The 21,695-nt window shown below is 62.0% G+C and carries 19 protein-coding genes; 6 read left to right on the forward strand and 13 right to left on the reverse strand.

Features of this window, described 5'->3' with window-relative positions:
* Positions 1–89: 89 nt before the first annotated feature.
* From tilS to folD, 6 genes are all read left to right on the forward strand, one after another.
* Positions 90–1,250 carry a tRNA lysidine(34) synthetase TilS gene (gene tilS, locus D1820_RS16090; protein WP_254683400.1) on the forward strand — a complete coding sequence of 387 codons (1,161 nt, stop codon included), beginning with the start codon at positions 90–92 and terminating at the stop codon, positions 1,248–1,250.
* Between the two features lie 77 nt (positions 1,251–1,327).
* Positions 1,328–3,241 (forward strand): ATP-dependent zinc metalloprotease FtsH, encoded by a 1,914-nt coding sequence (gene ftsH / locus D1820_RS16095; protein WP_096788679.1) that lies wholly within the window; start codon positions 1,328–1,330, stop codon positions 3,239–3,241.
* 182 nt (positions 3,242–3,423) lie between these two features.
* The gene (locus tag D1820_RS16100) at positions 3,424–4,002 is read left to right on the forward strand and encodes an MOSC domain-containing protein (protein ID WP_096788680.1); all 579 of its coding nucleotides are present in this window, start codon (positions 3,424–3,426) and stop codon (positions 4,000–4,002) included.
* 266 nt (positions 4,003–4,268) lie between these two features.
* Positions 4,269–5,945 carry a formate--tetrahydrofolate ligase gene (locus D1820_RS16105; protein WP_040181896.1) on the forward strand — a complete coding sequence of 559 codons (1,677 nt, stop codon included), beginning with the start codon at positions 4,269–4,271 and terminating at the stop codon, positions 5,943–5,945.
* Between the two features lie 60 nt (positions 5,946–6,005).
* The gene (locus tag D1820_RS16110; RefSeq protein WP_040172007.1) at positions 6,006–6,311 is read left to right on the forward strand and encodes a chorismate mutase; all 306 of its coding nucleotides are present in this window, start codon (positions 6,006–6,008) and stop codon (positions 6,309–6,311) included.
* Between the two features lie 40 nt (positions 6,312–6,351).
* Positions 6,352–7,254 (forward strand): bifunctional methylenetetrahydrofolate dehydrogenase/methenyltetrahydrofolate cyclohydrolase FolD, encoded by a 903-nt coding sequence (folD, locus tag D1820_RS16115; RefSeq protein ID WP_040172009.1) that lies wholly within the window; start codon positions 6,352–6,354, stop codon positions 7,252–7,254.
* A gap of 132 nt (positions 7,255–7,386) precedes the next feature.
* Here the strand turns inward: folD and D1820_RS16120 are convergent, their stop codons facing one another.
* The 13 genes from D1820_RS16120 to D1820_RS16180 form a co-directional block, all read right to left on the reverse strand.
* A complete protein-coding gene (locus D1820_RS16120) occupies positions 7,387–7,800 on the reverse strand; it encodes a PaaI family thioesterase (RefSeq protein ID WP_118070264.1) in 414 nt (137 codons plus the stop codon).
* Positions 7,801–7,885: 85 nt separating this feature from the next.
* On the reverse strand, positions 7,886–8,560 hold the full coding sequence (gene pdeM, locus D1820_RS16125; RefSeq protein ID WP_118069751.1) for a ligase-associated DNA damage response endonuclease PdeM: 675 nt from the start codon (positions 8,558–8,560) through the stop codon (positions 7,886–7,888).
* Between the two features lie 52 nt (positions 8,561–8,612).
* Positions 8,613–11,048, reverse strand: coding sequence for a ligase-associated DNA damage response DEXH box helicase (locus D1820_RS16130; RefSeq protein WP_118069752.1), 2,436 nt, complete (start codon positions 11,046–11,048; stop codon positions 8,613–8,615).
* Between the two features lie 74 nt (positions 11,049–11,122).
* Positions 11,123–12,430, reverse strand: coding sequence for an ATPase (locus tag D1820_RS16135; RefSeq protein ID WP_096870668.1), 1,308 nt, complete (start codon positions 12,428–12,430; stop codon positions 11,123–11,125).
* Between the two features lie 173 nt (positions 12,431–12,603).
* Positions 12,604–13,110, reverse strand: coding sequence for a prepilin peptidase (locus D1820_RS16140; RefSeq protein ID WP_040172019.1), 507 nt, complete (start codon positions 13,108–13,110; stop codon positions 12,604–12,606).
* 19 nt (positions 13,111–13,129) lie between these two features.
* Positions 13,130–13,978, reverse strand: coding sequence for a lipopolysaccharide assembly protein LapB (locus D1820_RS16145; protein WP_040172022.1), 849 nt, complete (start codon positions 13,976–13,978; stop codon positions 13,130–13,132).
* A 40-nt stretch (positions 13,979–14,018) separates the two neighbouring features.
* Entirely contained in the window at positions 14,019–14,621 is a 603-nt protein-coding gene (locus tag D1820_RS16150) for a tetratricopeptide repeat protein (RefSeq protein WP_118069753.1), read from the reverse strand.
* Between the two features lie 3 nt (positions 14,622–14,624).
* The gene (locus D1820_RS16155) at positions 14,625–15,605 is read right to left on the reverse strand and encodes a type II secretion system F family protein (RefSeq protein WP_072505509.1); all 981 of its coding nucleotides are present in this window, start codon (positions 15,603–15,605) and stop codon (positions 14,625–14,627) included.
* Between the two features lie 10 nt (positions 15,606–15,615).
* Positions 15,616–16,584, reverse strand: a complete 969-nt coding sequence (locus D1820_RS16160) for a type II secretion system F family protein (RefSeq protein WP_014873707.1) — start codon at positions 16,582–16,584, stop codon at positions 15,616–15,618.
* Complete coding sequence (locus D1820_RS16165; protein ID WP_040181909.1) at positions 16,584–18,029, reverse strand: CpaF family protein; 1,446 nt, start codon at positions 18,027–18,029, stop codon at positions 16,584–16,586. The genes D1820_RS16160 and D1820_RS16165 overlap by 1 nt, the downstream gene beginning before the upstream one ends.
* A gap of 29 nt (positions 18,030–18,058) precedes the next feature.
* Positions 18,059–19,291, reverse strand: coding sequence for an AAA family ATPase (locus D1820_RS16170; RefSeq protein WP_040172033.1), 1,233 nt, complete (start codon positions 19,289–19,291; stop codon positions 18,059–18,061).
* A 204-nt stretch (positions 19,292–19,495) separates the two neighbouring features.
* Positions 19,496–20,122, reverse strand: coding sequence for an OmpA family protein (locus D1820_RS16175; RefSeq protein ID WP_024098248.1), 627 nt, complete (start codon positions 20,120–20,122; stop codon positions 19,496–19,498).
* A gap of 19 nt (positions 20,123–20,141) precedes the next feature.
* Positions 20,142–21,548: a type II and III secretion system protein family protein gene (locus D1820_RS16180; protein WP_096870671.1), complete on the reverse strand. Its 1,407-nt coding sequence runs from the start codon at positions 21,546–21,548 to the stop codon at positions 20,142–20,144.
* Positions 21,549–21,695 lie beyond the last annotated feature (147 nt).

Consider the following 21,695-nt stretch of genomic DNA (forward strand, 5'->3'; position numbering starts at 1 on the left):
ACCGGGATATCCTGGCCATCGTGCAGGAGCAGTTCCGATCTGCCCTGCCCGCAAGGTTGGGGGTCGCGGTTTCGGGTGGCGGTGATTCGATGGCGCTCATGTATTTGCTGCATGAGTGTTTTTCCGATGTTGGTGTTGAGATCTGTGTCGCGACGGTGGACCACGGGTTGCGCCCGACCTCCGGCGCGGAGGCGCAGATGGTTGCGGGCGCCGCTGCCAAACTGGGCATGGCCCATGACATCCTGCAATGGTGTGACCGCCCGACAGCAGGGCAGGCGGGCAATCTGCAGGAACAGGCCCGCAATGCACGCTACACGCTGCTGACCTCCTGGGCGCAGTTGAATGACATCTCCACGGTGGCGCTGGGGCATACGGCGGATGATCAGGCCGAAACGCTGCTAATGCGGCTGGGTCGGTCGTCGGGCGTCTCTGGCCTGTCGGCGATGTCGCGCAGCCGGGCCATGGAGGGGGTGACGCTGCTGCGCCCGCTGCTGGAGGTCACACGCGAAGAGCTGCGCGCGTATCTGCGCGCCCGCGAGTGCTGCTGGGCCGAGGATCCCAGCAATGAGGATGCCCGATTTGAACGGGTGCGGGTGCGTCAGGCGATGGAGGCGCTGGAACCGCTGGGTCTGACGGTGGAGCGGCTTGCGGCGGTGGCGCGCAATATGGGGGCGGCCCGTGAAGCGCTGGATTGGTATACGTTTCTGGCCGCCCGGGATATGGCCGAGGTGCGCGATGGCGCGATTGTGATCGACCAGCGCCAGTTCCGCACCCTGCCGGATGAAATCGCCCATCGGCTGCTGGTGCGGTCGGTGCAATGGGTCAGCGGGGCGGTGCATCCGCCACGCCGGGAACCGATGGTCAAGGCGCGCGATGCGGTGCGCCACGGGGGGTCCTTCACCCTTGGGGGGTGCCGGATGATCACCCGCAGGCAGCGCACCTGGATTTGCCGCGAATATAAACCGGTCGCCGAAGAGGTGGCGCTGCCGGGCAAAATCTGGGACCAGCGCTGGCGGGTTTTTGGCGGTGAGGTGCAGGATCACGAGGTGCGCGCGCTGGGGCCGGCGGGGTTGCTGCATTGCCCTGACTGGCGCCGGGCTGAGGTGCCGGGCGCCGTTTTGCAGGCCACCCCGGCGGTGTGGAAACAGGATCAGCTGATTGCCGCGCCATTGGCGGGAAATGGCAATGGATGGACCGCAGAACTGGTCCAGAACAGCGAAGAGTTCTTCACAGCCCTTTTATCGCATTGAACCTCAGTGAAGTATCCCTATTTTAGAGGCAACGAAGGCGGCCTGCCAGGTGCGCCTCGCATATTGGGAGACTTTCCTTGGGCAACGTACGCAATATCGCCTTTTGGGTTGTTCTGTTTGTGCTCGTCTTGGCGCTGTTCAACTTGTTCAGTGGTTCCGGCAGCACCATGCAGAGCCGAGAGAAGACTTTTTCTGACTTTGTCAGCGCGGTTGAAAACGGCAATGTCAGCACTGTGACGCTGGATGGCGAACAGGTTCGCTACACCACGTCGGACGGCCAGAACTTCATGACCATCAAACCCGGCGATGCCGAGGTGACCACGCTGTTGATCGACAACAACATCCCGGTGCGCGCTGAAAAGCAGCAGCAGTCCGGGTTCCAGTCATTCCTGCTGACGCTGTTGCCCTTCCTGCTGCTGATTGGTGTCTGGATCTATTTCATGAACCGGATGCAGGGCGGCGGCAAAGGGGGCGCCATGGGCTTTGGCAAATCCAAGGCCAAGATGCTGACCGAGAAGCATGGCCGCGTGACCTTTGACGATGTCGCTGGCATTGATGAGGCCAAGGAAGAGCTGGAAGAGATCGTTGAATTCCTGCGCAACCCGCAGAAATTCTCCCGTCTGGGCGGCAAAATCCCCAAAGGCGCGCTGCTGGTGGGCCCTCCGGGGACTGGTAAAACCCTGCTGGCGCGGGCCATTGCGGGTGAGGCAGGTGTGCCGTTCTTCACCATCTCCGGTTCCGACTTTGTTGAGATGTTCGTCGGTGTCGGTGCATCCCGTGTGCGCGACATGTTCGAGCAGGCGAAGAAGAACGCGCCCTGCATTGTTTTCATCGATGAAATCGATGCTGTCGGTCGGCATCGTGGCGCGGGCTACGGCGGTGGCAATGATGAGCGCGAGCAGACGCTGAACCAGCTGCTGGTTGAGATGGACGGCTTTGAAGCCAACGAAGGCGTGATCATTCTGGCCGCGACCAACCGTAAGGACGTGCTGGACCCTGCGTTGCTGCGTCCGGGCCGCTTTGACCGCAACGTCACCGTCGGCAACCCCGACATCAAGGGCCGTGAGAAAATCCTTGGGGTGCATGCGCGCAAGACGCCTCTGGGCCCGGATGTGGATCTGCGCATCATCGCGCGCGGCACCCCCGGTTTCTCCGGTGCGGATCTGGCCAACCTCGTGAATGAGGCCGCTCTGATGGCCGCCCGCGTCGGTCGCCGTTTTGTCACCATGGAAGATTTCGAATCGGCCAAGGACAAGGTGATGATGGGGGCGGAGCGCCGGTCCATGGTGCTGACGCAGGATCAGAAGGAAAAAACCGCCTACCACGAAGCGGGCCACGCGGTTGTGGGTCTGGAGCTGCCGCTGTGTGATCCGGTCTACAAGGCGACGATCATTCCGCGCGGTGGTGCGCTGGGGATGGTGGTGTCGCTGCCCGAAATGGACCGGCTGAACTATCACCGTGATGAGTGCCAGCAGAAACTGGCAATGACCATGGCCGGCAAGGCGGCTGAGGTGATCAAATACGGTGAGGATCATGTCTCTAACGGTCCGGCGGGCGATATCCAGCAGGCCAGCCAGCTGGCGCGGGCCATGGTGCTGCGATGGGGTATGTCGGACAAGGTCGGCAATATCGACTACGCCGAAGCGCATGAGGGCTATTCCGGCAACACCGCTGGCTTCTCGGTCTCTGCCAACACCAAAGAACTGATCGAGGATGAGGTGAAACGCTTTATCCAGCAGGGTTATGATCAGGCCTTGCAGATCCTCAAAGACAAGAATGAGGAATGGGAACGGCTGGCGCAGGGGCTCTTGGAGTATGAGACCCTCACCGGTGACGAGATCAAACGCGTGATGAAGGGCGATCCGCCGCAGGCGGGCGAGGATGAGGGCGACGATGCCGATACCGGCGGCGCCTCGGTCACCGCGATCCCGAAGGCCAAGCCGAAGAAATCCGCATCGGATGATGGCCTGGCGCCGGAGCCGTCTTCCTGACGGTAACGCGTTCAGAATACTGCAAAATCAAACCCGGTCCCCAACAGGTGGCCGGGTTTTTTGATACGCTGGGTGTGATGCACCGACGCTGAGCCACAGAGGCTGTTGCAGGGCTGGTCAGACACCGGGCGCGTGCCTATGGTGGCGCTGATTTGTCAGGTTATTTGCAGTGGAGAAGCCCCATGCCAGTGATGCGCGAAACCGAGTTTCAGGGAGAGGTGACCTGGATCGGCTATGTTCCGGCGGCCACCGGGGGGCTGCGATCAGAGCAGCAGGATCAGCTGACGCTGAGCTTTGACGGGATCGCGGGGGAGCGTCACGAAGGCGCCTTGCGGGCGTCCTGTGTGCGGGTGCGCAATCTGCATCCCGAGGGCACGGAAATCCGCAATCTGCGCCAGATCAGCATCCTGTCGGAGGAAGAACTGGCGCTGATCGCTGCGGATATGGGGATGGAGCGGATCGACCCGGTTCACCTTGGGGCGACACTGGTGCTGCGCGGTATTCCCGACCTCAGCCATCTGCCGCCCTCCAGCCGGTTGCAAGGGCCAGACGGGGTGACGCTGACGGTGGATATCGAAAACCGGCCCTGCATTTTCCCGGCCAAGGAGATCGAGAAAGATCACGCAGGCTTTGGTCCGAAGTTCAAACCGGCGGCCACCGGGCGACGCGGGGTGATGGCCTGGGTGGAACGGCCCGGCGTGCTGAAAGCGGGCGAACCCCTGCGCCTGTTTGTGCCGGATCAACCAGCCTGGGCGCCCTGAAACTTGACTGAGACCCGACTGAAGTCCGGCTGAGGCACACCTGAGGCCCGGCTTGAGTCGGGCCAATCTCCCCCTCGCGGTTGCGTATAGGCGTCGGCCTGACACAATTGGCAATCTTTGGCTGCCCTAGGGTGAGTGAACGCCGTTTCAATGCCTGATCATGTCGGAAATCACGCGCATCGAATGTCGCAGAAGGGCTAAGTCTTGCGGGAAACCGGCACGGCTGTGCCTGTACATTCGCGACCTCACAATTCAGGAACCCGGCCATGAGCTACAAGAGTGACATCGAAATCGCCCGCGAGGCGCAGAAGCGTCCGATCCAGGAAATCGGTGAAAAGATCGGCATCTCCAGCGACGATCTGCTGCCCTATGGCCACGACAAGGCGAAGGTGAGCCAGGACTTCATCAACTCGGTGCAGTCGAAGGAAGACGGCAAGCTGATCCTGGTGACCGCGATCAACCCGACCCCTGCGGGTGAAGGTAAGACCACCACCACCGTGGGTCTGGGTGATGGTCTGAACCGCATCGGCAAAAACGCGATGATCTGTATCCGCGAAGCGAGCCTCGGCCCGAACTTCGGCATGAAGGGCGGCGCCGCAGGTGGTGGTTACGCGCAAGTGGTGCCGATGGAGGAAATGAACCTCCACTTCACCGGTGACTTCCACGCGATCACCTCTGCCCACTCGCTGCTGTCGGCGATGATCGACAACCACATCTACTGGGGCAATGAGTGCGAAATCGACATCCGTCGCGTTGCATGGCGTCGTGTGGTCGACATGAACGACCGCGCCCTGCGCCAGATCACGGCGTCCCTGGGTGGCGTGTCCAACGGTTTCCCGCGTGAAACCGGTTTTGACATCACCGTGGCCTCGGAAGTGATGGCGATCCTCTGCCTCGCCAACGACCTGAAGGATCTGGAAAAGCGTCTGGGCGACATCATCGTGGCCTATCGCCGCGACAAGACCCCGGTTTACTGCCGCGACATCAAGGCAGAAGGCGCAATGACCGTGCTGCTGAAAGACGCGATGCAGCCGAACCTGGTGCAGACCCTGGAAAATAACCCGGCGTTTGTCCACGGCGGTCCGTTTGCGAACATCGCACACGGCTGTAACTCGGTCATCGCAACCAAGACCGCGCTGAAAGTGGCTGACTATGTTGTCACCGAAGCAGGCTTTGGTGCGGACCTCGGTGCCGAGAAGTTCATGAACATCAAATGCCGCAAGGCAGGCATCGCACCCTCCGCAGTGGTGCTGGTTGCCACCGTGCGCGCGATGAAGATGAACGGCGGCGTGGCCAAGGCGGATCTGGGCGCTGAGAACGTTGATGCGGTCAACTCCGGCTGTGCCAACCTTGGCCGTCACATCGAGAACGTCAAATCCTTCGGCGTGCCGGTTGTGGTTGCGATCAACCATTTTGTCACCGACACCGATGCCGAAGTGGACGCGGTCAAAGCCTATTGCGCCACCCACGGTGTCGAAGCGGTTCTGTCGCGCCACTGGGAGCTGGGCTCCGAGGGCTCCGCACCGCTGGCTGAGAAAGTTGTCGAAATCGTCGATGCCGGCTCCGCCAACTTCTCGCCGATCTACCCCGATGAGATGCCGCTCTTTGAGAAGATCGAAACCATCGCCAAGCGCATCTACCGCGCCGACGAGGTTCTGGCCGACAAGAAGATCCGCAACCAGCTGAAAGAATGGGAAGATGCGGGTTATGGCAACCTGCCGGTCTGCATGGCGAAAACCCAGTATTCCTTCTCTACCGATCCGAACCTGCGCGGCGCGCCCACCGGCCATTCGGTCCCGGTTCGCGAAGTGCGCCTGTCGGCGGGGGCTGGCTTCATCGTGGTTGTCTGCGGTGAGATCATGACCATGCCGGGTCTGCCGCGCAAACCCGCGTCGGAATCGATCCGCCTGAATGACGCAGGCCAGATCGAAGGCTTGTTCTAAGGCCTGAAATAGGCAATCTGCGGCCCGGGGAGCCTCCCCGGGCCGCAGGAGTTTGAAGCGATGACTGAACGACACCCGCCGCAGGACTGTGCCGATATGGCCATGCTGCGGCAGCAGATCGACCGGCTGGATCGTGACTTGATCGCGCGTCTGGCAGAGCGGGCCAGCTATATCGACCGCGCGATCGAGCTGAAGACGGAAAACGGCTGGCCAGCGCGTATTCCGGCCCGTGTCGAAGAGGTGGTCATGAATGCCCGGACCACGGCAGAGGCCACGGGGCTCGACCCGGATCTGATCGAAGCACTGTGGCGACAGCTGGTGGACTGGTCGATTGCCCGTGAGGCACGGGTGATCCGCGAGGAGTAACGCGCAGCCCCATGTGGCGCGCAGCAAGAGGACAGAAGCAATGGCAGCGAATATCATCGACGGGAAGGCCTTTGCCGCCACCGTACGGGAGAAAGTGGCAGGCCACGTGGCCCGGCTGAAGGAAGAGCATGACATCACCCCTGGTCTGGCGGTGGTTCTGGTGGGGGAAGATCCCGCAAGCCAGGTCTATGTGCGCTCCAAGGGCAAGCAGACCGTTGAGACGGGCATGAACTCCTTTGAGCACAAGCTGGATGCCGATACGTCTGAGGCAGATCTGCTGGCGGTGGTCGATCAGCTGAACAAGGACCCGGCTGTGCATGGTATTCTGGTGCAGCTGCCGCTGCCCGGCCATCTGAACGAAGATCTGATCATCAACTCCATCGCGCCGGAGAAAGACGTGGACGGGTTCCACATCTCCAATGTGGGCTTGTTGGGCACCGGTCAGAAGTCGATGGTGCCCTGCACGCCGCTGGGCTGCCTGATGATGCTGCGCGACTATCACGGCTCGCTGTCGGGCATGGACGCGGTTGTGATTGGCCGGTCGAACATTGTCGGCAAGCCGATGGCGCAGCTGCTCTTGGGCGACAGCTGCACCGTGACCATCGCGCATTCCCGCACCAAGGATCTGCCGGATGTTGTTCGCCGCGCCGATATCGTGGTTGCTGCCGTTGGCCGCCCGGAAATGGTGCCCGGTGACTGGATCAAGGAAGGCGCCACCGTGATCGACGTGGGCATCAACCGGATCGACGCCCCGGAAAAAGGCGAAGGTAAGACCCGTCTGGTGGGCGATGTGGACTACGCCAGCTGCGCCGAGCGCGCAGGCGCGATCACCCCGGTGCCGGGCGGCGTTGGTCCGATGACCATTGCCTGCCTTCTGGCCAACACCGTGACCGCCTGCTGCCGCGCCAATGGGCTGGCAGAGCCGGAAGGGCTGACAGCTTAAATCCCGCGTAAAACCACGACGATAACGTTTGATACTCCCGTCGGATGCCTCCCCTTTCAGCGGCAAAGCCGCCTGCCGGGCATTGGGCGGGAGTATTTTTTGGAAAGGTGACAGGCGGGAAACGCCCGCGGATCAGCCTGCGGCGACCGGCACCATTGTGCCCTGCAGAAGGGCGATCAGTTTTTCCTCATTGCCGGTGATCGCGTGGACCTCGGCGGTGACAATCACCAGACTGCGGCCGGGTTTGATGACCTTGCCCGTGGCGCGCAGCATGTCACCTGCGCCCGGTGCCAGAAGGTTGATCTTCATCTCGGCGGTCATCACTTCGCTGTCTTCGGGCATCAGGGTGAGGGCGGCATAACCTGCGGCGCTGTCCCCGATGGCAAAGCTGAGGGCGGCATGGGCGACACCGTGCTGCTGGCGACTGCCCGGCAGGATCGGCGCGGTGAGGGTGACGGTGCCTTCGCCGACCTCTGCGATTTCCGCGCCCAGCGTCTGCATCATGGTCTGTTTGGCAAAACTGTCGCGGATGCGCTGTTCGATCATGGCGGTCCCTTTCACATGTGCGGCCAGCATAGACCACGCGTATTGCGATGGGGATGTGACGCTGCGCGCAGATCTAGGAAAAGGGTCAGCGCGGCATCGGGCAGGGCAGGGCGCGTGGCCCGGTGAGGATCGCGAGGGCGCGTGGTGACATCAGATCCCGCAGCGCGCTATGGGTGGTGCAGAGGCCGCCGGTATAGGTGCCGAAGGCGGGCAGGATCAGGCGCTGGTGATCGGCCAGAAACGCCGGTCGGGCGCTGCCGCGCAGGCGGGCCTTCGGGTGGTAGTGGCCGGAGAGTTCGGCGGCGACCCCTGTGTCGGGCTGGCTGGTAAATGCCGGGTCGGCGATGTGGCGAAACAGCAGCGGGCCAAGGGTCAGGCTGTCCAGCGCGGCCCCTGCCAGCCCGGTCAGGGCGGGATCATGATTGCCGGTGATCCAGACCCAGCGGGTGGCGGCAATCAGCTGCTCAAGACGTGCACGATCCGTCGGCGACAGCGCGGCAGCGGCGGCATCATCGTCGAAACTGTCGCCCAGACAGACGACCATCTCCGGCTGCGTCTGCTCGATCACCGCTGCAAGACGGTCCAGCGTATCGCGGGTCTCATAGGGGGGCAGGGCGGTGCCACCGCGCCTGAGCTGGCGTTCGGATTTCCCCAGATGCAGATCGGCGACGCAAAGCAGCCCGCGCGCCTGCCACCAGAGCGCGCCGGATCCAAGTGCTGTCAGGCGCTCGCCTGCGAGGGAGAAATCATAGCCGGTCATTAGGGGTCTGATCGCTGGTTTTGCGGGCGGGTGCAAGTCCCGCATGTCGCTGTCAGAGGCCAGGTTCCTGCGGCGGCGTCAGCTCGGCCAGCCCGGCACTCCGCATCAGTTCCTCGGTCTCGCGTTGCAGCAGTTTTTCCTGTGCCGCGCCTTTTACCGGGACCTTGCCGACCTCAAGCAGCAGGGGGGCTGCGAGGGGGGAGATCCGCGACAGGCGGTTGAGGGTGATGCGGCCCTTGGTGCGCGCCAGCATCTCCTCAATGCGGCCGAAGTCCACCAAGCCGCCAAGCGCCTCCTGCCGTGTGATGTCCAGAAGCAGGTGATCGGGATCATATTTGCGCAGGGTGTCGTAGAGGATGTCGGAGGAAAACGTCGCCTGACGGCCGTTTTTGCGCTGGCCGGGGGTGTTGCGTTCGATGAGGCCTGCGATATTGGCCACCGCGCGAAAGCTGCGTTTCATCACCGCGTTGTCCGCCAGCCAGCCATCGAGACCGGCGCGCAGTTTGTCCGGGTCGAACAGCGGGGCGGGGTCGTCAACCGGGCTGAGTCCCCAGATCAGCGTGGCATAATCCGTGGCGACAAAGCCCAGTGGGTCGAGCGACAGCTCCTCCATGCGCTTGGTTAGCAACAGACCGAGGGTCTGCATCGCGTTGCGCCCGGCAAAGCCATAGACGCAGAGATATTCGCGCCCCCGGAAGGGAAAGCTCTCCAGCAGCAGCTGGCCCTGGCGCGGCATTTCAGAGACCTGACGCTGCAACGCCAGCCAGTCGGCGGTATGGGACGGCAGATCCGGCCAGCTGTCGCGTTGCAGAATGTCCAGAATGCGGGTGCTGAGCTGGGTTGAGGTGGCAAATTTGGTGCCGGAGAACACAGCGACCTTGGGTGTCTTGCTGGCGTTGCGACTGACCTCCACCGTCATTTCGCGCAACCCCTCATAGCGCACAACCTGCCCGCCAATGAGAAAAGTATCTCCGGGGGTGAGGGTCGCGGCAAAGGCTTCCTCAATCTCCCCCAGAGGTTTGCCGCCACGGCTGCGTTTGAGCCTGACTTTCAGGAGGTCCGCGTCCTGAATGGTGCCGATATTCATGCGGATACGGCGGGCGGCGCGGGGGTCGCGCAGCTGCCACAGCCCGTCGGGGCGCTGCAGCAGCCGCTGCCATTGGTCATAGACCCGAAGCGCGTAGCCACCGGTGGCGCAGAAGTCGAGGCAGGCGTCAAACTCTGCGCGGGTGAGGCTGGCATAGGCGCCAGCGCCGGTGACCTCAGCAAACAGATCATCGGCAGCAAAGGGCCCGGCGCAGGCGCGGATCAGGATGTGCTGGCAGAGGACGTCGCGGGGGCCGGGATGGCGTGGCGTGCCGTCCAGCGTGCCAGCCTCAACCGCCTCAAGGGCGGCGCGGCATTCCACCACCTCAAACCGGTTGGCAGGCACCAGTAGCGCCTTGGACGGCGCGTTGTAGCGGTGGTTGGCGCGGCCGATGCGCTGCACCAGTCGCTTGACGTTTTTTGGCGCGCCGATCTGGATCACCAGATCCACGTCGCCCCAGTCGATGCCCAGATCAAGCGAGCCGGTGCAGACCACGGCGCGCAGCTCTCCCCGGACCATCGCCGCCTCTACCCGGTCGCGCTGCACCCGATCAAGCGAGCCGTGGTGGATGCCAATCGGCAGGCCGTCCTCATTGGCGAGCCAGAGGTTGCGAAAGAAGATCTCGGCCTGGGCGCGGGTGTTGTGGAAGATGAGCGTGGTCTTATGGGCCTTGATCTGCTCCAGCACGGCGGGGATGGCATGGGCAGCACCGCCACCGGCCCAGGGTGGGGCCGCGTCTGTGTGCAGCATCCGGATGTCGGGGGCGGGGCCGGGATCGGCCAGGACGATATCACAGGGGTCGGGATGGCGCGCGAGGTACTGCGCGATGGCGGCGGGATCATCGACGGTGGCGGAAAGGCCGACTCGGCGCATGTCGGGGCATATGGCTTGCAGCCGGGTCAGGGCGAGCATCAGCTGGTCACCGCGTTTGCTGTCGGCGAGGGCGTGGATTTCATCCAGCACCACCCGTTTCAGCCCGGCAAACATGCGCGGCGCGTCCTCGTAAGAGGTGAGCAGGGCGAGGCTTTCCGGTGTGGTGAGAAGAATATGCGGTGGATCGGCGCGCTGGCTGCGCTTGCGGCTGGCGGGGGTATCACCCGTGCGGTCATCAATGCGGATGGGCAGGCCGATGTCGTCAACCGGGGTGCGCAGGTTGCGTTTGATATCTGCCGCCAGCGCCTTCAGCGGTGAGACATAGAGCGTGTGCAGCCCCTGATGGTCGCCTGTTGCCAGATCAGCCAGCGTCGGCAGGAAGCCGGCCATGGTCTTGCCGCCGCCGGTGGGGGCAATCAGCAGGGTGGCCGGATCTTCGGCACGGTCCAGCATCTCCTGCTGATGGGGATGGATGGTCCAGCCACGGGTGCTGAACCAATCTGTGATAACATCGGGAAGCCTGCTCATCCGACTTATGTAGGCGCGTCGGCAGCACTTTTCTAAAAGTTCTGACCCAAGTTTCCAAAAAACTTTGGGGTGGCTTATTTGACGATGTGTTCGTCCTTCACGAACATATTGGCCCAGGCGCGGTCGATGAGGTCGGGAGACATCTGATAGGGGATGCCTTCGAAATCGCAGATCGCCTTCATCTGGTCGATCAGGAAGACCGGTTGGTAGTTGGCGTAGATGTTGTCGATGGTCGGGTATTTGTGCTTGAGCAGGTGGACCAGCGCGGCCTCATCCAGCGGGATGCCTTTCTTCTGCGCCACCATGGCAAAGATCTTGAGGAAGTTTTCCTGATCCGGGCCGTCGATTTTGATCTTGAAGAAGATCCGGCGCAGGGCGGCCTGATCGAAGATCTCATTGGGGTGAAAGTTGGTGGAGAAGATCACCAGCGTGTCAAACGGCACCTCGAATTTTTCGCCTGATTGCAGGGAGAGGATATCGCGGCCCTCTTCCAGTGGCACGATCCAGCGGTTGACCAGCGCCTGCGGTGATTCCGCCTGTCGGCCAAGGTCATCGACGATGAAAATGCCGCCGGTGGATTTCAGCTGCAGCGGGGCCTGATAGGTGCGCGCAGTGGGGTTGTAGACCAGATCCAGCATCGACAGGGACAGCTCACCCCCGGTGACAACCGTGGGGCGTTCACACATCACATAGCGACTGTCAAAGCGGCGCGCGCGGCGCAGGCTGTTGGGGTCATCCTCCGGCAGGGGGACGGCAGTGTGTACGATCGGGTCATAAACGGTGATCACCTGACCGGCATATTCGATGGCGCGCGGCACATAGACATTGTCGCCAAGGGCATCGCGGATCCCGTTGGAGATGGAGGATTTCCCATTGCCGGGGGGGCCATACATCAGGATGGAGCGGCCGGCGCTGACGGCGGGGCCAAGGTGGTCCAGCAGGCTGTCGGGCAGCACCAGATGGCCCATCGCACCCAGAAGCTGCTGACGGGTGACCAGAATATTGCGGATCGACTGGCGTTTGACCTGCTCGCGGTAGATGTCCAGCGGCACCGGCATGGCACCGTAGTATTCCGACTGGCTGAGGGCATCCAGCGCGCGGGCCTTGCCTGCATCGGTCAGTTGATAGCCCATTTCGTTGCCGGAGTTCGCATTCAGCGTGCCGGTGGCCTCCAGCAGTTTCTGTTCGCGGGCAATATCCACCAGTTCCTGTGTCACCGGGATCGGCAGGCAGATTGCGGCGGCGATTTCGCTGACGTTTTCGCAGGTCTTGCGGAAGATCGTCTTCAGCAGGATGTCCCGCATCATCACCATGGGGAGCTGCATCTGCTCCAGACCACGCGGAGAGGGGGGCGCCATTACGGCGGAGGTTTCCATATTCATGCTGCGGCCTGCCTGTCTCGGTTGCACAAGGGCACGCCGGATGGCGCGCGGGTGTTCCAGACAAGAGTTTATTCAGCACTGTGGCACAAGCGGGGCAAAGCTGGTGCATTTCCGCGAAGCGGCGGCGCGGATGCGGCGCATTTTAGGAAAGCTGCGGGAAGACCCGGAGGGGCCTAGACGGGGGCGGTCTGGCCCAGCTGGCTGCCCAAGACCAGATAGAACACCAAGGTGCCGCCAAGGCAGAGGCCCATCGGGAATTTGCTGCCAACATCCCAGCTTTTCCACTCCGGCGCGAGACGGCGCAGGGGGGTGTATTTGGCAATCCGATGCGTCAGGAACCCGGCCAGCAACATGGCGGAGAAGATGATCACCACCACCGAGAGATCACCAAAGACCACAAAGGGGGCTGCGGCACCTGCAAATTTGGCGTCGCCCGCCCCAACCATGCCGGCGCTGTAGCACAGGAAGCCCAGGCCGATGCCGATGGGCAGATGTAATAGCTGCCAGCCGTAGTCTGTCCAACTCATCAGGAAGGGGCCGACAATGACAAAGATTGCGGCCAGAAGATCCACTGTCCAGTTGGGGATCCGCATGTGGCGCAGGTCATTGAGTGCGACCACGCAGCAGAGCGGCACGACAAAAGGCAGGAACCATAGGGCGACATGGGCCGAGATCAGCATGGGACGCAGGCTCCGGTGGTTAGCCGTTTTCCAGCGCAGCAAGCGCGCGGGCGGCGGCATCGAAATGCTGCGGGTGGGTCGAGATCGCCTGACGCAGCAGGCTTTCTCCGGTCTGGACGTCGCCCTGTTTCACAGCCGACAGCGCCAGCGTGTGCAGCAGCTGGGCGCGTTCAGTCTGGTCCATCGGGATCACCGGCAGGGTGTAGTTGCGCTGTGCGCCACGGGCCAGCACCAGATTGTTTTTGGCGGTGAACAGCGACTGATCCTGACGGATGGCATCGCCAAACAGGCGCTCGGCCTCGGCATAATCGCCACGGGTCAACTTGGAGTAGCCCCAGTTGTTCATCACGCGCGCGGGCTGCGTGGTGAGGCCAACGGCGGTCTGGTAAAAGCTGTCGGAGCGTTTCCAGTTCTGCTCGGAGTCGGCCACCATCGCCTCCAACCGGTAGCGTTTGAAGGTCTCATGGGTGGGCGGCACCTTGTCGAGCGTGGTGCGGGCCTCGTCCCAATTGCTGGTGCGGATCAGCGCGTCGGCCAGTTCGACGCGGTCCTCATCGGTGGCCTCGGGGAGGGAGACGACTTTTTTCCAAGCGGTGACGGCCTCAGTGTTGCGCTTGGCGCGGATCAGCGAGAGCGCCAGCCCCCGGTTGAGGTCGATCCGCTCGGGGGCGGATTTCACGGTGCGCTGGAAATAGGTGACGGCCTCATTCGGGTCGGCAACGGTCAACATCACATCGTTGAGGTTGCTTTCATCGACCACGTTCACCTCCTGAAAGGCGCGGTCCACGGCTTCGGTGTCGTCCTTGGCGCAGGCCGACAGGGCAAGCCCACCGACCAGACATACGGATACGAAAATCTGCTGGCGCATTTTTTGCGTCCTCTGTGCTGCTCTGCCTCTAAGCCTTGCGTCACCGGGACGTGCGAATCAGGTAACTGCCCCCGCCGCGTTGCACCAATGCGTAGCCTTTTTGTTGCGGATCACTATGCGTGCTCTGGTCAAGTTTTGCGAGAGCAAGGCGGAAATTTTCGCGGATTGCGTCACTTTCGCCATTATCAAGCGCGAAGGCGCGGCGCAGGATCTGCTCGGCCTCGGGATATTTTTGCCGTTCCATCAGCACCACGCCGAGGTTGTTCATGGCGGCGGGCCAGTCGGGATCACGCTCCACCGCGCGGCGCAGATGGGTTTCGGCCTGCCCCAGACGCCCCAATCCCAGATTGGCGGTGCCAAGGCCGGAGAGTACTTCGGCGCTCAGCCCGTCCTCCAGTGCGGCACGGGTAAAGGCGTCCAGTGCCAGCTCATATTCCGCGGCCGCCATCAGCCGGTGGCCGACAATAAGGCCGCTTTCGGATGTGCCACGGGGATCAATGCCGGGCAGGGCCGGGGCGCCAAGGGGATCGTCGGGATCCGATTTGCCGCCCGGCGACATGCAAGCCGCCACCAACGCAAGCGCGAGGGTGGCGAGGATCAGTCGACAGAGACGGGAGGGGGTGGCCCAACCCAGTGTCATCATGTGTTATTTGCTCATATTGCCCAGATTGGCGATGCCCTGCGCCGAAGGTCCGACCAGAATGATCAGCAGCGGCGGCACCGTGAGGGTCATTGTGGCAAGGGTCATTTTGGTTGGCAACTTGTTTGCGGCCTCTTCGGCGCGCATCACCCGTTTGTCCCGCATTTCCCCGGCATAGACCCGCAGTGCCTCGGCAATCGAAGTGCCGAAGGTGGCCGATTGGATCATCACGGTGACAAAGGAGGAGACATCCTGCACGCCGCAACGGGTGCCCATGTCGCGCATGACCTTGTCTTTGTCCTTACCGGCTTTCATCTCCTGGGCGACGACGTCGAACTCCTCCGCCAGAGCAGGGTAGGAGGCATGGAGTTCCTTGGCGACGCGCACGATGGCCTGATCCAGCGACTGGCCGGCCTCAACACAGACCAGCATCATGTCGAGTGCATCGGGGAAACCGGAGGTGATCTCTTGTTTGCGTTCTTCGATGCGGCGGGTGATCCAGTATTTCGGCAGCATATAGGCGGCAGCACCGGGGCCAATGATGCGGATCACCATCTGCTGGCTGTCATACTCCATATCGGCGTTCAGCACGTAGACATAGAACAGGCCCAAGGCGAGGCCGATCAGCCCCAGGGCGAATTGCGCAAAGTGGAAGAAACGCACCGAATCCTTGGACTGGTAACCGGCCTGCCGCAGCTTCAGCTCCATCTTGGAGAGTTCGGCGGCGTCCTGTGGTTCCAGAAAGGAGGCGAATTTCTGCAACTGTTCGTTGCGATCGGCCTGCCGCAGGCGTTCCTTCTTGGGTTTGGTCTGGGTGCTGGCCGACATGCTTTTCTGCAGCTTTTTCAGCGGATCCTCGGGCTGGTTCAGCAGCAGCGGGATCGCCAGCAGGATCATGAAGAGGCCGATCAGCCCAACCACCAGAAGTGGGCCGAAGGGGCCGAGGTGTGTCACCAGCAGGTCATTGATATCGCTCAGAGATGTCATGGATTTGGCCTCACACCTTGATGTTCGTCAGCATGCGCATGACGAAGAGATTGACGGTCAGCATGGCGCCAACGACGAAACAGGCGGGGATGAACCAGGGATGGTCGATCACGCTGTCGTAGTAACCGGGATCCTTGGCCAGAATGCCGCCCAGACAGAACAGCGGGAAGCCAGAGAGGAACTTTCCGGACCACTGCGCCTCGGCGGTGATGGCTTTTACACGGCGGAACAGGCGGAAGCGGGCGCGGATCACCTTGGCCAGACCGGCCAGCACCTCGGCGAGGTTACCGCCCGATTGCTGCTGGATGGTCACGGCCACGGCGAGGAAGCGCATATCCTGCATGTCCAACCGTTCGGCCATTTCCTTCAGCGCTTCGCCGACATCGCGGCCATAGGCGCTTTCGTCGGCGATGACGCCAAATTCGGTGGCCAGCGGGTCCTCGACCTCATTGGCGACGATCTGCACGGCGGAGGAAAACGGATGACCAACGCGCAGCGAGCGCACCATCAGTTCGACGGCATCGGGCAGCTGCTCTTCGATCATGGCCATGCGTTTGGCAGCTTTTTTGTTGACCCAGAAGAACACGGCGCCGACGCCGATAATGACCGAGGCCAGCAGGCGCAGCGGCAGTTCGGCACTGGTGCCGACGCTGAGGCCGACGAAGGCGATGGCCGCGACGCCGCCCATGATCAGGATCAGCTGGCGCGGTGAGAAGGCGATGGCCGCCTTCTGTGCGCGTTCGGCCAGCAGCGAATAGAGCGGGATCGACTTGGCGCTCATATGCTGGCGCATTTCCTTGCGCAGCTGTTCCAGCACCTGTTCGCGGTTGCCGCCCTTGTCCATCATCTCCAGGCGGCGGTTGACGCGGCTGTTGAGGCTGATGGATTTGCCAAATGTCACCAGATAGAGACCTTCGACCAGCACCAGAACGCCGATGAAGATCAGACCATAGATGATTGGTTCTGCACTCAGTTGCATCAGCGGGCCTCCATCACGGTGGGTTCATAGATCGCGGACGGCAGGTCGTACCCCCAGAGGCGGAACCGCTCGGAGTAGTGGCTGCGCACGCCGGTGGCGGTGAAATGGCCGATGATCTTGTTCTCAGGCGTGAGGCCCACGCGCTGGAACCGAAAGATTTCCTGCATGGAGATCACATCACCTTCCATGCCGGTGATTTCGGTGATGGAGGTCATGCGGCGGGAGCCGTCCTGTAGACGCGAGGCCTGCACGATGATGTTGACGGCTGATGCGATCTGGCTGCGCACCGCCTTGATCGGCATTTCGATGCCGGCCATGGCGATCATATTTTCCAGGCGCGAGATGCCGTCGCGGGCGGAGTTGGCGTGGATCGTGGTCATGGACCCGTCGTGGCCGGTGTTCATCGCCTGCAACATGTCGATGACTTCCTCGCCGCGGGTTTCGCCCACGATGATCCGGTCCGGGCGCATCCGCAGGGCGTTTTTCAGACAGTCGCGGGGCGAGACCTCACCGCGACCCTCGACGTTGGGCGGGCGGCTTTCCATCCGGCCCACATGGGTCTGTTGCAGCTGAAGTTCTGCCGTATCCTCGATGGTGAGGATACGTTCGGCATTGTCGATGAAGGATGACAGCGCGTTGAGTGTTGTGGTTTTACCGGAGCCGGTACCGCCGGAGACGATGACATTGAGACGGGTGGAGACAGCGGCCTGAAGATAGGCGGCCATTTCCTCGGTGAAGGCGCCGAAGTTGACCAGATCGTCAATGCCCAGCTTGTCCTTCTTGAATTTACGGATCGAGACCAGAGAGCCATCCACGGCCACCGGCGGCACCATCGCGTTGAAACGCGAGCCGTCGGCAAGACGGGCGTCCACGTAAGGGTTGCTTTCATCAACACGGCGCCCCACGGCGGAGACGATCTTGTCGATGATCCGCATCAGGTGCTTTTCATCCTTGAAGGTCACATCGCTGAGCTGGAGTTTGCCATCGCGTTCGACAAAGACCTGCTGCGGGCCGTTGACCAGAATATCGTTGACGGTGTCGTCCTGAAGCAGGGTTTCCAGTGGGCCAAGGCCGGTGACCTCGTCATAGAGTTCCTTGGTCAGGGTCTGGCGGTCCTCACGGTTGAGAACGATGCCTTTTTCCTCAAGGATCTCGGTGGCGATAGAGGAGATTTCGGCGCGCAGCTCAGCCTCGCTGGCACGTTCCAGCGCGGCGAGGTTGAGGTTGTCCAGCAGTTCGCGGTGCAGCTGGATCTTGATCTCGCCCATCCGCTCTTTGCGTTTGCGTTCCTTGTCCGCCGGGGTTGCCTCTGCCGCCTTGCGGGCCATGGGTTTGCGCATGTTGGCGGCCGGGGCGGGGGCCTTTTGCGGCGCAGGTGCGGCCGCAGGGGCCGGCTGCGCGGCAGCGCGCGGCGTGGCAGACTGTTTTTTGTACTTGGAGAACATGGAAAGAACGCCCCTGGTTAAATCTGGGTTCAGGCCGCCGCAGCGTCGCTTTGACCGAGGTCATGCAGCGATTGGGCCAGTTTCAGAATTTCCTTGCGCAGTGGGTTTTTGGCCGCTGAACTGGCCAGTGGATTGCCATGATCAGAGCTCTGCGCCACCTGCTTGCCGCCATCTGGCAGTTGCAGGTCGATGGAAATGCCCAAGGATTCCGCCATGCGTTTCACGCGGCTTTTGCCACTCAGGTCCGTGAATTTCGGAGCCCGGTTCAGCGCAAACCGCAGTTTTTCAAACGGCAGGTCCTCGGATTGCAGCGCCCGTTTCAGGCGCAGCGCGTTCTGCGCCGATCGCATGTCCAGCTCCACCATGGAGAAATAGACATGCGCCATATTGAGAATGGTCTCCGACCACTGCACCAGCGTGTGGGGCATGTCGATGACCACAAAATCGAAGTGGCTGCGCGCCAGCGTGACCACCCGTTCGATATCTTCGGGGGTGATGAACTCCAGCGGGATCATATCCACCGGCGCGGTCAGCACCTGCAGCTTGTCCTCATAGGTGACCAGCGCCTGACCAAAGACATCTTCGTCGAGGTTTTCGGTGTCGCTGAGCATCTCCATCACCACTTCGCGGCGCGGCAGGTCGAGGTAGGTTGCGACCGAGCCATATTGCAGATCGAAGTCGAGGAGGCAGACGCGCGGTGTCTCGCTGGTCGACAGCTGCGCCAGCTCCCAGGCGAGGTTGACGGCCAGAGTGGTTGAGCCGCTGCCGCCGGCCAGACCATGACAGACGATGACGGCGCCATCGCGCTGACTGCCGGTCTTCAGCACGTGCTGGGGTTCGGCTGTACGCTCGGCCTCCGCCAGGCGCAGGCGCTCAATTGCGGCCTGCAGCTCCCCTTCCGGCAGAGGATAGGGGATGAATTCATCGGCGCCCTGACGCAGCAGGTTGTGCAGCGCGGCGGGGGTCACATCCTCGGCGATCAGGATCACCTTGATATTGCGGGCCTTTGCCTCGGTGATGATGGTGCCCATCAGCGGCAGGTTGTCCTCGTCGCCGCTGTCCAGGGCGAGGGCCACAAACTCCAGCGCTTCGGCTTCGCTTTGATTGAAGAAGGCCAGCGCCTCGGTGAAGCCGAGGTCGCCCCAGGATTCGCCCATGGTTGCTTCCATGTCTTCGATCAGCAGGTCGAAGTTCTGCACGTCCCGACTGATCGTACAGGCAACAATCGCATTCGCTTCTGTCTGCGGCATACCGCTGCTCATTACCGTTATCCTTCTCTCGGGGCGTGTCGCGCCATCTTGGCCGGAGCACGCTAGCACGTGCATCCGATTGATGGACGCACATTACCTCTTGAGAACAATGTCGGGGAAGATCTGGGCGAGATTGGGGCCAAGGCCGCCCATTTGTGGGGAATTCCTAACAAAGCCTGAACAGGGTTAACCGCAGGCAACCCTGTCCTGCCGTGCTTATTCCAGGGTGGTTTTGATCGACCGCTCACTGGTGAGCGAGGTTCGTGGCACCGCGCTTTCGATGTACTCACGGTATATAATCTGCGCGTATTTTCCATCCAGAACAGTGGGATGGCGCTTCAGGAAGCCGCTGACCTCAGTGACGGTGCGGCGGTTGCGACGCTCGCGGTCTGAGGTCGGAATCAGGGGCTGTGTCTCGCCGAAGGAAACCACGGCCTGCAATCGGCTGCGGCTGATGCCGCGCCCGACAAGGTAGTTCACAGCTGCGCGCGCGCGACGCAGGCCAAGGGCCTTGTTGTAGCTGGCGGAGCCGACGGCATCGGTGTGACCAAAGACACGGAATCGCACCTCGGGGAATTGCCGGATCCAATGGGCCTGCTGATCCAGCACTGCGCGGGCATTGCCATCTAGCTGGGCACTGTCAAAGGCGAAGGTGATGGTGGTCGGCACCTCCTCGGCAAAGCGGGTGGCGAGCTGGATCGCGAAATCGCGTTCCCCAGCCATCACGGCAGCGTTGGAATTGGTGGCATTGCCAAAGACCGAACGGTCCAGCGGTTCGCCCGCCTCGTATTCACAGGCGGCCACTGTCAGGGACAGGCCAAAGAGTGCTGCATATCTGATCATCTGCCCCATATCCCTCTGCTTAATCCATCACATAGCCGTAAGAGCCATTGAAGTCCTGCTTGGCCACTTCGCTGGCGGGGCCTTTCTGGCCCTTGGCCACCCGGCCCATCAGGAACAATTCACTCTCACTTGGCGGGCGGATACGATCGGTCGGCAGGCTCAGTGCCTCGCCGCGTGTCGGGGTTACCAGATGGGCGCTGACGATGATCACCAGTTCGGTCTGCGCGCGCTGGTAGTTGGCGCTGCGGAACAGCGAGCCGAGGACGGGCACATCGCCGATCCAGGGCAGCTGCGAGGAGTTGTCGCGGAATTCATCGCGGATCAGACCGGCAATGGCAAAGCTCTCACCATCGCGCATTTCTACTGTTGTGACGCTTTCCCGGCGCGAGAAGGCTGCGATGCTGAGGCCGTTCAGCTCAATCGAATTGGTGGGATCGATGGCGGAGACAGCGGCCTTCATTTCGAGATTGATCACATCCGCATCGACCACGCGGGGAATGAAGTTCAGCTCAATCCCGAAGGGTTTGAACTCAATTGTAATGACACCGTCTTCCTGGGCGACGGGAATGGGATATTCACCGCCGGCGAGGAATTTGGCCTCCTGTCCCGAGAGGGCGGAGAGATTGGGCTCTGCCAGGGTGCGGACGACGCCTTTCTGCTCCAGCGCCTCCAGCAACAGGTTCACCTGAAAGGCCCCGGCATTGAAACCGAAGACAAAGGCACCGGTGTTGTCATTGGCCGCCGGAATATTGCCGGACAGGCTGTTGGTCAGCGCGCCTTGGGTGTTGAGGGTGCTGGTGCCGCCATTGACGCCGACGCTGTTGCCGCCCTTCACGCCGAGCGAGGCGCTGAGGGATTTGGAAACGGTGCGCTGCATTTCGGCAAAGCGCACTTTCAGCATGACCTGCTGCACGCCGCCGACGGACATCAGGTTGCTGACCCGCTCAGGCGCATATCGTTCGGCCAGATCCAGCGCCCGCTGCAACCGGGCAGAGCTGGACACGACGCCGGACAGGACGATGCCATCGTTGGCGGTGCGGACTTCGATTTTTTCGCCGGGCAGGATCTGCCGCAGACGTTCCTTGAATTCGCTGACATCGGCGGCCACGCGGACATCGACGTTGGTGATCAGGCGACCGGAGGCATCCAGCAGGGTCAGGGTGGTGAGACCCGGCGCCTTGCCCAGAACGTAGATCGTGCGATCCGACAGCGAGGAAATATCGGCGATGCTGGGGTTGGCGATGCTGAGTTCGGAGAAGGGCACGTCGCTTTCGACCACCACCGCCCGGTTCATCGGCACCTCAAGATTGGCGGCGGTGCCTTTTTTGACCACGCGCAACCCATTTGCCCAGGCTGCATCTGCAACCGGGAAACACACCAGCGATAGCCCCGTCAGGGCCGCCGCAACATACCGTCTAAAAGCCATGTGACCTGCCTTTCCGATCACGCCTCAATACAGGGTCTTTTTGCCCATTGTTTGCGCCACTCTGCGCGCATCGGCGAATTTTTGCAAGAATCAAAGGCTTCTGGGGTGCAGCTACAGTGGCTGACCTGTGGGGTGTCGGCAACAATC

Origin of the sequence: Phaeobacter sp. LSS9, assembly GCF_003443595.1 — a bacterium.
GTDB classification, from domain to species: domain Bacteria; phylum Pseudomonadota; class Alphaproteobacteria; order Rhodobacterales; family Rhodobacteraceae; genus Phaeobacter; species Phaeobacter piscinae.